Origin of the sequence: Streptomyces sp. NPDC004065, from assembly GCF_044903565.1 — a bacterium.
Classification (GTDB): Bacteria; Actinomycetota; Actinomycetes; order Streptomycetales; family Streptomycetaceae; genus Streptomyces.
Genome location: NZ_JBJDQT010000001.1, coordinates 156082 through 169049 on the forward strand (window position 1 = coordinate 156082; position 12968 = coordinate 169049).

Consider the following 12968-nt stretch of genomic DNA (forward strand, 5'->3'; position numbering starts at 1 on the left):
GGTGTGTGCGGGCCGGGTCCAGGATGCGTTCCTGAACCCCGCCGGTGTGTGCGGGCCGGGTCCAGGATGCGTTCCTGAACCCCGCCGGTGTGTGCGGGCCGGGTCCAGGATGCGTTCCTGGACCCCTCCGGTGTGTGCGGGCCCTGCCGGTCCGTGGGGCTCCGTCCGTGCGCCGGTCCCGCCGCGATCGCGGCGGGCGTCATCCGGCGAGGCGCTCCACCGCCGCCCGCACCCGCTCGTCCGTCGCGGTCAGGGCCACACGGACGAAGGCGGCGCCCGCGGGGCCGTAGAAGTCGCCCGGGGCCACGAGGACGCCGCGCTCGGCGAGGTGGGAGACCGTGTCCCAGCAGGACTCGCCGCGGGTCGCCCAGAGGTAGAGGCTCGCCTCGCTGTGCTCGATGCGGAAGCCGTGGCCCAGCAGGGCCTCGCGCAGGGCCGTGCGCCGGGCGGCGTACCGCTCCCGCTGCTCGCGCACATGCGTGTCGTCGCCGAGGGCCGCCACGACCGCCGCCTGGGTGGGGGCCGGGGTCATCATGCCGCCGTGCTTGCGGATCTCCAGCAGCGGGCCCAGGACGGCCGGGTCGCCGGCCAGGAAGGCCGCGCGGTAGCCGGCCAGGTTCGAGCGCTTGGACAGCGAGTGGACGGCGACGATCCCCTCGTACGAGCCGCCGTTGACGTCCGGGTGCAGGACGGAGACCGGGTCCGCCTCCCAGCCCAGCTCGATGTAGCACTCGTCCGAGAAGAGCAGTACGCCGTGCTCGCGGGCCCAGGCGACGATCCTCGTCAGCTCCTGCTTGCCGAGGACGCGGCCGGTGGGGTTGGAGGGCGAGTTGAGCCAGAGCAGCCGCAGACCGTCCGGGTCCAGGTCCGTCGGGTCGTCGTAGGCCTCGTGGTCCGCGCGGGCCAGGCGGGCGCCGACCTCGTACGTCGGGTAGGCCAGGCGCGGGAAGGCGACCCGGTCGCCGGGGCCGAGGCCGAGCTGGGTGGGCAGCCAGGCGACCAGTTCCTTGGAGCCGACGACCGGCAGGACGTGCCGGTGGGTGAGGTCCCGGGCGCCGAGGCGGCGGCCGGCCCAGCCGGTGATCGCGTCCCGCAGCTCGGGGGTGCCCCAGACCGTCGGATAGCCCGGCGAGTCCGCCGCCGCGACCAGCGCCTTCTGGATCAGTTCGGGGACGGGGTCGACCGGGGTACCGACGGAGAGGTCGACGATGCCGTCCGGATGGGCGGCGGCCGTCTTCTTGTACGGCTCCAGCTTGTCCCAGGGGAAGGTCGGAAGCCGGTCGGAGACTGCGGACACGGGGATCAGGCTCACTTTCTGGTACGGCAAACGCCCCGGTCCCGTCGGGGTCGCGGCGCCCGGGGGCGTCCGGGCCGTACGGGACCGGGGCGGCACGCTGTGCGGACCGCTCGGGCGGCCGTCAGCCCTGCGGCGGCAGCGCGGCGACGATGGGGTGGTCGCGCTCGATCAGCCCCAGCTTGCTGGCGCCACCGGGAGAGCCGAGCTCGTCGAAGAACTCGACGTTCGCCTTGTAGTAGTCCTTCCACTCCTCCGGCACGTCGTCCTCGTAGAAGATCGCCTCCACCGGGCAGACCGGCTCACAGGCTCCGCAGTCGACGCATTCGTCCGGGTGGATGTACAAGGACCGCTGGCCCTCGTAGATGCAGTCGACCGGGCACTCCTCGATGCACGCCTTGTCCTTGACGTCGACACAAGGCTGCGCGATGACGTAGGTCACGCTGTCGTTCCTCCTCGATAGGGCGCTGGCGGGCCTCCACAGGCCCCGCCGCCTGGCGCGCGGGAGCGCGGCGTCGTCGATGCCCGCCCCTAGTATCTCCGTTCCGGGGCACGATCCGAACAGGAGGGGTGGACCGACCCGTGGAAATCTCGGCGACAGGACGCTACGAGGTCCGTATCACCGCTGCTGACGTGGGCAAACGGGTGTCGGTGCGGCGCTTGGGCGAACCGGGTGCGGCGGGTTGGAGGTTCACCGACACGGTCGGCGTTCTCACATCATGGGACGACGGTGTGCTGGTGATCACACGGAAGGACGGCGAGAGCGTCCGTATCGCGGAATCGTCCCTGGTCGCGGGCAAGGTCGTGCCGGCCGCCCCGGCCCGCCGCCGGGGTCCGGCGGCCGACTACGCGGAACTCGCGCGTGCCGCGGCCCGGGCGTGGCGCCCGGTGGAGAGCGAGTGGCTCGGCCAGTGGGAGCTGCGGGCCGCCGGCGGGTTCACCCGGCGGGCCAACTCCGTGCTGGCCCTCGGGGACCCCGGGTGCCCGCTCGACGAGGCGCTGGCGGCCGTACGGCGCTGGTACGGCGAGCGCGGGCTGCCCGCCTACGTCCAGGTGGCCACCGGCGCCGAGGGCACCCAGGAACCGCTGTGCGCGGAGCTGGAGCGGCGCGGCTGGGTGCGCGAGGTGACCGCGGAGCTGTGGACCGGGGCGCTCGCGCCGGTCGCGGACGCCGCCGGCGGCGCGGACGTCGTGCTGTCGCGCACCGCGGACGAGGCGTGGCTCGCGCGCTACCAGCGCAAGGGCGTGAGCGAGGTGGCTCTGCAGGTGCTGGGCAGCGGGCCCTCGGTGTGGTTCGCGACCCTGCCCGGCGACGGCGGGAACGGGCCCGGCGACAGCGCGGACGAGCACGGCGACGGCGAGGACGGGCCCGGCGACGGCGGGGGGAACGGGCCCGCCGCGATCGGGCGGTGCGTCGTGGACGGCCGGTGGGCCTCGTTCGCCGCGGTCGAGGTGGACCCGCGGATGCGGCGGCGCGGCCTGGCCACCGAGGTGATGGCCGCGCTCGCCCGCCGAGCCCTGGAAGAGGGCGCCTCCGCCGCCTGGCTCCAGGTGGAGACCGGCAACGCCGGGGCGCGGGCGCTGTACTCCCGGCTGGGCTTCGCCGCGCACCACGCGTACCACCACTACCGGGAGCCGGACACGGAATCCGGAACGTCCGGCACCGGACGGCGGTAGGCGATCACCGTGGAAGGGCACGAGGCTGGTATGCGTCAGCTGTTTCCGCCCTCGCCCGAGCGGGACGCGGGGCTGCGGCGGCGGTTCGCCGAGGAGGTCCGGGCCGGGCGGCCCGACCTCGCGACCCTGTGCCTGCTGGTGGGCGCGGTGGCCGACGGCGCGCTGGACGAGGCGGGGACGGACGCGGCGCAGATGGAGCTGGACCGGCTCGCCGGGCGGCTGCCGTTCCGGCCGGGCGGGCCGCGGGGCTGGGCGCGGGCCCTGTGCGAGCTGCTCGGCGAGGAGTGCGGGTTCCGCGGCTCCGCCGCCGACTACCAGCGGCTGGAGTCCTCGCTGCTGCACGAGGTGCTGCGGCGGCGGCGCGGGCTGCCCATCCTGCTGTCGGTGGTGTGGATCGAGGTCGCCCGGCGGGCCGGGGCGCCGGTGTACGGGGTGTCGCTGCCGGGGCACTTCGTGGTGGGCTTCGGGACGGCCGGGGAGCAGGTGCTCGCCGATCCGTTCGACGGCGGCCGGGTACTGACCGGGGCGGACGCGGAGCTGCTGGTGGTGGGGGCGACGGGGGCGCCGCTGCACCCCTCGATGCTGGTGCCGGCGGACCCGGTGCAGGTGGTGCAGCGGATCCTGAACAACGTGCGGGCGTGGGCGGCGGCGCGGCCGGAGCGGTCGGACGTGGCGCTGTGGGCGGTGGAGCTGTCACTTCTGCTGCCGGCGCATCCGGCGCGGTTGCGGTACGAGCGCGCGCAACTGCTGGTGCAGCGCGGCGACTTCGTGGCCGGGGCCGCGGAACTCGAGGCGTACGCCGAGGTGGTGGACGCGGTGGACCGCCCCGCGGCCGAACGCGTCCGGGGCCAGGCCCAGGCCGCCCGGGCGATGCTCAACTAGGCCCTCGCGCCCGGGTCGTACGGGGCCGCGGGGCAACGACCGGGCTCGCACCTGGGGCGTACGAGGCGCGGGCAGCAGCCGGGCTCCGCCCGGACCGGGCGGGCCTGACGGCGGGGCAGGCCCCGCACCCGAACCGGGCGGTCGCGGGCGCCGGGCGGGCTCCGCCCGGGTCGGGCGGGTCGCGGGCGGCGGGCTCGGCACCCGCATCGCACGCCCCTCACGGCGCGCGGGCCTCGCGCCCGGACGCGGCGAGCCTCACGACGGGGCACGCCGCCCCGCACCCGGCCCCTCCCGCCAGCCGCACGCGGGCAGACCCCGCCCCGGATCGGCGGGGCGCGCGGCGTGCGGGGCTCGCCTCCGGAACTGTCCCGCCCCGCCCGTACGGCGAGCGGGCGGGTGGGACGGCGAGCGAGGCCGGGGCTGACGGTGGGCAGGCCCGGCACCCGGATCTTCGGGCGTGCCCTGCCGAGTGCGGGCCTCGCCGTCCGGATCACCGAGCGGCCGCATGGGCCTTGGCCCCTCGCGGACGGCGTCGGCGCCGTGGGTGCGACCCGGCAGCGAAGGGCGCGGGCGGCGGACTCGGCACCCGTATCGCACGCGTTTCACGGCACGCAAGCCTCGCGCCGGACGGGGCGAGCCTCACGACGGGGCAGGCCACCCCGCACCCGGCCCCTCCCGCCAGCCGCACGGCGGGCAGACCCCGCCCCGGATCGGCGGGGCGCGCGGCGTGCGGGGCTCGCCTCCGGAACTGTCCCGCCCCGCCCGTACGGCGAGCGGGCGGGTGGGACGGCGAGCGAGGCCGGGGCTGACGGTGGGCAGGCCCGGCACCCGGATCTTCGGGCGTGCCCTGCCGAGTGCGGGCCTCGCCGTCCGGATCACCGAGCGGCCGCATGGGCCTTGGCCCCTCGCGGACGGCGTCGGCGCCGTGGGTGCGACCCGGCAGCGAAGGGCGCGGGCGGCGGACTCGGCACCCGTATCGCACGCGTTTCACGGCACGCAAGCCTCGCGCCCGGACGCGGCGAGCCTCACGACGGGGCAGGCCACCCCGCACCCGGCCCCTCCCGCCAGCCGCACGGCGGGCAGACCCCGCCCCGGATCGGGCGGGGCCCCGCCTAGTGCGGGCCTCGCGCCCGGATCGGGGGGCGGGCCTGATGGCGGAGTATGACCCCGCACCCGGACCACCGCGCAGGCCTCGCTGCGGGGCAGACCCCGCCCCGGATCCGGCGGGCCCCGCCGAGTGCGGGCCTCGCGCCCGGATCGGGGGGCGGGCCTGACAGCGGGGTGGACCCCGCACCCGGGCCACCGGGCACCCGCCTGACAGCGGGGCAGGCCCCGCACCCGGATCGGGCGTTCGCGGGCGGCGGGCGGGCTCCACCCGGGTCGGGCGGAGCCCCGCCGAGTGCGGCCTCTGTCTGGATCGGGGGGCGGGCCTGACGGCGGGGTGGACCCCGCACCCGGGCCACCGGGCACCCGCCTGACGGCGGGGCAGGCCCCGAGCTCGGGTCGGCGGGGCCCGCGGCGTGCGGGGCTCGTCTCCGGAGCGTCGGGGGGCCTCATGGGCCGTGGCTCACGGGGAGGGTGTCGGCGTCGTGGGTGCGGTGCCCGCCGGGGAACAGGGGCGGGTGCGAGGGGGAGCGGTCCTCCGCGTCCTTACAGCCAGCCCTTCTCCCTCGCCGTGCGGACCGCTTCCGTGCGGTTGCGGACCGCGAGTTTCTGGATGGCCGTGGAGAGGTAGTTGCGGACCGTGCCCTGGGACAGGTGCAGGGCCGCGGCCAGTTCGGCGTTGGTGGAGCCGTCGGCGGCGGCGCGCAGGACCTCGCGTTCGCGGTCGGTGAGCGGGTTGGCGCCCTCGGCGAGGGCCGCCGCGGCGAGGGTGGGGTCGATGACGCGCTCGCCGGCGAGCACCTTGCGCACGGCTTCGGCGAGCTGGGCGGCGGGGGCGTCCTTGACCAGGAAGGCGTCGGCGCCCGCCTCCATGGCGCTGCGCAGATAGCCGGGCCGGCCGAAGGTGGTGAGCACCACCAGCTTGACGGCGGGCAGTTCGCGGTGCAGCTGCGCGGCCGCCTCTATGCCCGTGCAGCCGGGCATCTCGATGTCGAGCAGTGCCACGTCCACGTCGTGGGTCCGGGCCGCCGCGAGGACCTCGTCGCCGCGTGAGACCTGGGCGACGACCTCGATGTCGTCCTCCAGGCCGAGCAGGGCGGCCAGCGCCTCGCGGACCATCGACTGGTCCTCGGCGAGAAGGACCTTGATCGTGCTGCTCATGCCCGGGATCCTACGGCCTCCGGGGAGCCGAGCGGCACGCGGGCGACGAGCCGGAAACCGTGCTTGACACGGCCCGCCTCCAGCCCGCCGCCCGCCTTCTCCATGCGCTCGGTCAGGCCGGTCAGGCCGTTGCCCGGTCCCTTGCCTGCGCCGCCCGAGCCGCCCGATCCGTTGTCCTCGACGCGGAGTTCGAGGAAGGGGCCGTCCAGGGTCTGCAGCCGCACCAGGTCCACCGCGCAGCGGCTCGCGCCGCTGTGCCGCACCACGTTGGTGACGGCCTCCCGCAGCGCCCAGGCCAGGGCGGCCTCGCTCTCCTCGGGAACGCCGGCGAGATCGGGCTCGGTGGGCACGGCCGCGGTGACGTCCGCCGCGGTGAGCGCCACCTGGGCGCCCGCCAGCTCGGCGGACAGGCGGGGGCGCCGGTAGCCGGTGACGGCCTCGCGGACGTCCACCAGGGCCTGGCGGCTGACCTGTTCGATGTCGGCGACCTGCTGGGCCGCCTTCTCGGGGTGGCCGGGCAGCATCCGCCCGGCGAGCTCGCTCTTCAGCGTGATCAGGGAGAGCGAGTGGCCGAGCAGGTCGTGCAGGTCGCGGGCCAGGCGCAGCCGTTCCTCGTTGGCGGCGAGCTGGGCGACGGTGGCCCGGGCGCGACGCAACTCTATGGTGGTGCGCACGAGTTGCCGTACGCCGGTCATGGCGAAGCCGATCAGCACCACCAGCAGGAGCAGCTGCCCGGTGTCCCGCTCCCCCACGCGCAGGCCGGCCAGCACCATGGCCAGACCGGTCAGCGGGATGGTCCAGTACGCCCCCTTCAGCGGCAGCGCCACCCCGCAGGCCACGGAGACGTACACGAACAGGCCGAGCCATTCGGCGCCGAGGGTCAGGCACAGTACGACGGCCAGCGCGCCGAGGGCGCCGATCAGGGCGCCGACGAGGGGCAGGGCGGCGGGGCGGTTGTCGGGCCGGCCCATGTTCCGGAAGACCAGCGCCAGGTAGACCACCACGAAGGCGGCGAGGCCCAGCCCGCCGGCGGCGGTGCCGGCGGGGGTGTGGCGGCCGGAGGCCAGGTCGTTGACGGGCGCGCTGAGGAAGACCAGCCAGATGCCGATCCAGATGCTCTTGCGCAGGGCCTCGCGCGGGTCGCGGGGCGACCGGCCGATGCGTATCGTCCGCCGCGCGCGGTCCGCCCGCGGTGCCCGGTCCTCGGTCATGGTGCTCACGCCTTCAGCGTGTCCTTCCGGTACAGCCACGCCGCGCCGCCCGAGAAGAGGACGAAGAACGCGACGAGGACGGCGATGTCCTTGCCCGCCGGGGCCTGGCTCTGCTCGATGGCCTGCCCCAGAGCAGCGTACGCGTGGGTGGGCAGCCACTTGGCGATGTCCTGCAGCCAGTCGGGGAAGGTGGTGGCCGGCATCCACAGGCCGCCGAGCATCGACAGGCCGAAGTAGATGATCATGGTGACCGGGCGGACGGCGTCCCCGGTGGCGAGGTAGCCGATGGCGACGCCGAGCGCGGCGAACACCAGGCTGCCGGCCCAGATGGTCCCGGTGAGGGCGAGCCACTGCCAGGCCTCCAGCCGGACCTGCTTGACGGCGGCGGCCACCGCGAAGACGACGACGATGGACGGCAGGCTGACCACGGCGGCGCTCGCGGTCTTGGCGAGGACGTAGCCGCGCCCGGGGAGGGTGGTGAGCCTGAGCTGGCGCACCCAGCCGCTCTCGCGCTCCTTGGCGATGCGCTCGCTGTTGCCCATGAGGACGGCGGTCAGCGCGCCGAAGGATGCCATGGACACCATCATGTACGTCGGGACGGTCAGCCCGCTGCCTTCGACCTTGGTGACGCCGTCGGCCTTGCCGGCGATCAGCAGGAAGAGGATCGAGGGGTAGAGCACCGAGAAGAACAGGAACTTGCGGTTGCGCAGGGCGCGGGCGAGTTCGAGCTTGATCAGGCTGGTCACGACTGCTTGGCCTCCTCGGCCTCGGTGATGGCGACGAACGCCTGCTCGAGCCCGAGCCCGGCGACTTCCAGGTTGCGGGGGTAGACGCCGAGCCCGTACAGGGCGTGGACGGTCGCGTCGGCGTCGGAGGACTGGATGCGCACGGTCTGGCCGGACACGTCGAGGGAGGTGAGGAAGGGCAGGCCGCGCAGGGCGGTCTCGTCGATCGGCCCCTCCAGGTCGAAGCGGACGCGGCGGGCGCCGGCCTTCGCCTTGATCTCGGCGGCGGTGCCGTCCGCCAGCAGCCGGCCCCGGTGCAGCACCAGCACGCGGTCGGCGATGGCGTCGGCCTCCTCGAGGTAGTGCGTGGCGAAGAGGACCGTGCGGCCCTGGTCGGCCTGCTCGCGCATGGTGGCCCAGAACGCCTGGCGGGCGGAGACGTCCATGCCGGTGGTGGGCTCGTCCAGGACGATCAGGTCGCTGTCGCCGGCGGTGGCCAGGGCGAAGCGGACGCGCTGGGCCTGGCCGCCGGAGAGCCTGTTGACCTTGCGGTCGGCGATCTGGGAGATGCCGGCGCGGGCCAGGACGTCGTGGACCTGGTAGCGCCGGGGGTGCAGGTCGCAGGCGAGCCGCACCAGTTCGGCGACGGTGACCTCCTCCATCAGCCCGCCGCTCTGCAGCATCGCGCCCACCCGGCCGGCCACGATCGCCTCGCGGGGGCTGGTGCCGAAGACGGCGACCGTGCCGCTGTCGGCGTGCTTGAGGCCGAGCAGCAGGTCGAGGGTGGTCGACTTGCCGGCGCCGTTGGGGCCGAGGAGGGCCACGGTCTCGCCCGGGTGCAGGGCGAGGCTCAGCCCGTCCACGGCCCGCACCTCGCCGTAGCTCTTGGTCACCTGGTCGAACGCCACCACGGCGGCCGTGGCCGTGGTGGTCTGCGCTGTCGTTGTCATGACCGCAATCCTGCCCGCGGGGCCCTTGGCTCCGGCAGTGTCGCGGATCCCGGCTGCCGCATGACATCTGTCATGCGGCAGCGGACGGGGGCGGCGTCGTGCGGCCCGGTTCGGGAGGGTCAGTCCGGGTTGGTGTCGATGACGCCGACGCGGTTGGTGGTGCTCCTCAGGGCGGGGCGCAGCGCGCCGATCACGTCGTCGACGGTGACGGGCGTCTTCTGGCCGGTGCCCCGGGCGATGGTGACGCCGTCGAAGGCGCCGCCGTACAGCTCCTTGAGCGCCGTCTTGTCGTAGTACTCGACGAGCTTGCCGTCGATCGCCTTGACGCGCACGAACTTCCACAGCGACTTCTGCGGGCTGAACGACACCTGGTGCGCGGCGTCCGTGCGCACCGTCACCAGTGCGGACATCGCCGGCCGGGCGAAGGCCTTCATCATCCGGTCGACCTCGGCGTCGGAGACCGTCGGCTGCCGGGTGGTGGTGGGCAGCGGGACGGGAGTGCCGCGGCCCGTCTCGACCTGGGTGCGGTACGCCTTCGCGACCGCGTCGGTGGAGCCGGCGGTGTCGACGCCCTTGCCCGCCTTGCCGTAGACGGCGACGGCCTTGCCGGGCTCGAACTTGATCGTCCCGTCGGTGAGGGTGCCGGCGCCGCCCGCCGCGTTGCGCAGGGCGACCTGGAGCTTCTCCTCGTCGACCGGCATGACCGGTTCGACGACCCGGTGGTTGCCGAAGAGTGAGCCGATCACGGAGACGGGGTTGTAGTCGCTCTTCGCCGCCGCGCTGGCCGTGGCCTGGGTGTCGAACTGGAGCCCGGCCTTGTCGGGGGCGAGTGTGACGGTCTTGCCGTCGACCGTCAGCTTCAGCGGCTGCTTCACCCGGCCGGCGAAGGCGTCGTCGAGCTTCTTCACGGCGTCGTCGCGGGTGCCGCCGCCGATGTCGACGCCGAGCACGGTGGTGCCCTTGGGCACGTCGGAGTGGTTCATCAGCAGCCCGGCGCCGTAGGCGACACCGGCCACGGCGACCACGCCGCCGGCCAGCAGCACCAGTTTGCTGCGGCCCTTCTTCTTGGCGGGCCTGGCGGCCGGCTTGGCGGCGGGGGCGGTGCTCTGCCCGCCCGGCTGGGGCGCCTTGGGGGGCGTGTGCGTGCGTGGGCCGTCGCCGCCGGTGCCCGGGCCGAAGGGGGCGTTCTGGCCGAACGGCGCGTTGGGGCCGGGCGGCACGACGGGGATGCCGCTGGTGACGGTGTGCCCGGAGACGTTGTCCGGCCGGCCGCCGTAGCCGGGGCCGCCCGGCTCGGGGGCGGTGAACTGCGGGGTGAGGACCGCGGTGTCGTCGCTCAGGCCGCCGCCCGGGCGGGCGGCGGGGGCGCCCGTGCCCGGTGCGGGGGGCACGGTGAAGTCGGCCTCGGGGCCCATGCCGGGCGGGAGCAGGGGGCCGTCGCCGGTGACCGGGCCGCCGGTGGGGCCCGCGGGACCCTGCGGGCCGCCGGGGGCGCCGGGACCACCCGCGGCGCCCGGGCCGCCGGGCCGCCCGTCGGCGAAGTACGGCAGTTCGTCCCGGCGCGGTTCGTCGCGGCGGGGCTCGTCGCTGCCGGAGCGGGGGCGGGAGCCGGCCGTCAGCGCCTCGGTCACGTCGAAGGAACCGGTGCCGCCGCCGTGTCCGGGGGCGACGGGGCCGCCCGTGGCGCCGGGCAGTCCGCTCCCGCCCGTGGAGCCGGACCGGGAGCCGCCGGGCAGGTTCATGGAGCCGGTCACGCCACCGGGGCGGCCGGTCACCGGACCGGCGCCGCCCGCACCGGAGCCGGAGCCGGGCGTACCGGGGGCGCCAAGCGTGCCGGAGGCGCCCGGCGTCCCGGCGCGGCCGGGGGCCGTGGCGCCCTGGCCGGGACCGGCCGCACCCGGGCCGGGACCGGCCGCGGGGCCGCCCGAACCGGTGGACAGTCCGCCGCCGTTGGCGGAGTCGCCGCCCTGGCCGGGCTTGTTCGCCGGGGACTTGCGCGGCGCGAACCAGTCGCTGGTCGGCTTCTCCTCGGCCGGGGCCGCCGGTTCGGCGGCGGGCGGCTGCGCGGCGGCCGCCGGGGCGGCCTCGGGCGCCTGCGGCTTCGGCAGGCTCCCGGTCTCCTCGGCGGAGCCCTTCGGGCCGCCCGCGGTCTCCGCCGCACTCTCCGAGTTGACGGGCTTGCGCACGACCACGGGCGGAATCGGCCGGGACCCGGGGATGTTGATCCGGATCCGGGTCGTCAGCGTGGTCTCGGTCTTGCGCTCCTCCGGCTGTGCGGCGGAACGGCCCGCGTCCGCACCGTCGCCGGACACCGCCGGGATGCCGTACGGCGGCGTACCCGAGGGGTAGGCGGCTCCGCCGCGCCCGTTGGGCCCGGAGGACGGAGTGTCAGTTTCACGACTCAAGGCAGGTTCTCCCGGTTGGCTCCGCCGCCCGTCTCAGCTCACGCGGGCGGCTCGGCGGCGCGCACCACCATACTGGCCACCTGCGGCACGTATCCCGGGACCGCCGGGGAAACCGGCACCGGACCCGCACCGGCACAGCGGGAAGAAGTGGTACGTCACTTGCCAAGTCGGACGTCACGGCCGCCGGGTTGCCGCCCCCGGACGAGAGTGGCGCAGATCACAGCGACCGCCATGCCACCGAGCAGGAAGAGATAGGAGCCGCCTCCCGCGGCGAACAGGAAGTCGCCCTCCGGGCGGCTGGCGGTGAGCAGCACGACGGCGGTCATCCAGCCGGCGGCGCCCGCCACGGCCCCGGCCCGGCTGCCCGCGGCCCGCGCACCGCCGGTGAAGAGCCCGGCGGCGCCGGCGAGGGCGAGCAGCAGCCCGCCCGGGAACCAGGCGCCCTGCAGCAGCGCGCCCGCGACGCCGACCACCGCGCCGAGCAGGAACAGCCCCAGGTAGGCGGCGGCCCGCCCGCCGGAGGGCGGCCTCAGCGGCTGCGCCAGCAGGGGTCCCTCCGCCCGGCCGCGCCCCGACCCGCTCATGAACCCTCCGCCATCCCGCCGGCCGTGCCGGCCTCCTGCGGCCCGTCCGCTTCCTCGACGCCGGCGAACAGGTCGCTCTCCATGCCGTCGGCGTCCGGGACGCCCCGCCCGCGCACCAATTCGTAGTACTCGGTGGTGAAGACCGGCTGGGCGAGCCCGTTGGACAGCGCGAAGTACTCTCCGGCGACCTCGATCTGGGTGGCGTGGGCGCGCATCGCGGCGGCCTTGGCGGCGGCGTACGCGCTCCCGTCGACGGCGGCGGTGACGCGTCCGTCGTCCACCACGCCCGGCACGTCGTCCACGTCGGCCGTCCTGGCGAACGGCAGGCCCGGCAGCTCCTGGCGGAGCCGGGCGAAGGCGGCCCCGGCGACGGAGCGCGGCACGCGGTTCCAGTACACCTTGGCGATCCGCCAGGCCGCGCCCAGGTCGGGCCGTACGGCGGGGTCGGCTGCCAGGTCGGCGGCGCGCATGGCGATGCGGTGGGCCTGGATGTGGTCGGGGTGGCCGTAGCCGCCGTTGTCGTCGTAGGTGACGAGGACCTGGGGGCGCACCTCGCGGATCACGGCGACCAGGTGCCCGGCGGCGTCGTCCACGTCGGCCTGCCACAGACAGCCGGGGTCGTCGTTGTCGGGCAGCCCCATCATCCCGGAGTCCTGGTACCGCCCGGCGCCGCCGAGCAGCCGGTGGTCGGTGACGCCCAGCTCCCGCATGGCGGCGGCGAGCTCCTGCCGCCGGTGGGCGCCGAGCGCGGACCCGCCCAGATACCGCAGCTCCTCGGGGATGACCTCGCCCCGCTCACCGAGCGTGCAGGTCACCAGGGTCACCAGGGCACCCTCGGCCGCGTACCGGGCCATGGTCGCGCCGTTGTTGATCGACTCGTCGTCGGGGTGCGCGTGCACCAGCAGCAGCCGCCGCGCGGGCAGTTCCGTCATGGCTCCACCCTACGAGGCGACGGGGCGCTTCCTCGCCGGCGCA

At 75.7% G+C, this 12968-nt stretch carries 11 protein-coding genes; 2 read left to right on the plus strand and 9 right to left on the minus strand.

Annotated elements, in window-relative coordinates:
- Positions 1-199: 199 nt before the first annotated feature.
- Together ACI2LW_RS00725 and fdxA are read right to left on the minus strand one after the other, a co-directional pair.
- The gene (locus ACI2LW_RS00725) at positions 200-1297 is read right to left on the minus strand and encodes a bifunctional succinyldiaminopimelate transaminase/glutamate-prephenate aminotransferase (protein ID WP_404728938.1); all 1098 of its coding nucleotides are present in this window, start codon (positions 1295-1297) and stop codon (positions 200-202) included.
- Positions 1298-1418: 121 nt separating this feature from the next.
- Positions 1419-1736: a ferredoxin gene (gene fdxA / locus ACI2LW_RS00730; protein WP_404728939.1), complete on the minus strand. Its 318-nt coding sequence runs from the start codon at positions 1734-1736 to the stop codon at positions 1419-1421.
- 140 nt (positions 1737-1876) lie between these two features.
- Here fdxA and ACI2LW_RS00735 point away from each other — a divergent pair, with 140 nt between their 5' ends.
- Together ACI2LW_RS00735 and ACI2LW_RS00740 are read left to right on the plus strand one after the other, a co-directional pair.
- Entirely contained in the window at positions 1877-2971 is a 1095-nt protein-coding gene (locus ACI2LW_RS00735; protein ID WP_404729482.1) for a GNAT family N-acetyltransferase, read from the plus strand.
- 30 nt (positions 2972-3001) lie between these two features.
- Entirely contained in the window at positions 3002-3853 is an 852-nt protein-coding gene (locus ACI2LW_RS00740; RefSeq protein ID WP_404728940.1) for a tetratricopeptide repeat protein, read from the plus strand.
- Between the two features lie 1650 nt (positions 3854-5503).
- On the opposite strand, the gene ACI2LW_RS00745 is transcribed toward ACI2LW_RS00740, so the two are convergent.
- From ACI2LW_RS00745 to mshB, 7 genes are all read right to left on the minus strand, one after another.
- Positions 5504-6118, minus strand: a complete 615-nt coding sequence (locus ACI2LW_RS00745) for a response regulator (protein ID WP_404728941.1) — start codon at positions 6116-6118, stop codon at positions 5504-5506.
- Complete coding sequence (locus ACI2LW_RS00750; RefSeq protein WP_404729483.1) at positions 6115-7329, minus strand: sensor histidine kinase; 1215 nt, start codon at positions 7327-7329, stop codon at positions 6115-6117. Before ACI2LW_RS00750 ends, ACI2LW_RS00745 begins: the two co-directional genes overlap by 4 nt.
- Positions 7330-7334: 5 nt before the next feature.
- Positions 7335-8075, minus strand: coding sequence for an ABC transporter permease (locus ACI2LW_RS00755; RefSeq protein ID WP_404728942.1), 741 nt, complete (start codon positions 8073-8075; stop codon positions 7335-7337).
- Positions 8072-9004: an ABC transporter ATP-binding protein gene (locus tag ACI2LW_RS00760; RefSeq protein WP_404728943.1), complete on the minus strand. Its 933-nt coding sequence runs from the start codon at positions 9002-9004 to the stop codon at positions 8072-8074. Before ACI2LW_RS00760 ends, ACI2LW_RS00755 begins: the two co-directional genes overlap by 4 nt.
- 119 nt (positions 9005-9123) lie before the next feature.
- Complete coding sequence (locus tag ACI2LW_RS00765; protein ID WP_404728944.1) at positions 9124-11409, minus strand: hypothetical protein; 2286 nt, start codon at positions 11407-11409, stop codon at positions 9124-9126.
- Positions 11410-11564: 155 nt separating this feature from the next.
- Positions 11565-11993 carry a DUF6113 family protein gene (locus ACI2LW_RS00770; protein ID WP_404728945.1) on the minus strand — a complete coding sequence of 143 codons (429 nt, stop codon included), beginning with the start codon at positions 11991-11993 and terminating at the stop codon, positions 11565-11567.
- The gene (gene mshB / locus ACI2LW_RS00775; protein ID WP_404728946.1) at positions 11990-12925 is read right to left on the minus strand and encodes an N-acetyl-1-D-myo-inositol-2-amino-2-deoxy-alpha-D-glucopyranoside deacetylase; all 936 of its coding nucleotides are present in this window, start codon (positions 12923-12925) and stop codon (positions 11990-11992) included. Before mshB ends, ACI2LW_RS00770 begins: the two co-directional genes overlap by 4 nt.
- Positions 12926-12968 lie beyond the last annotated feature (43 nt).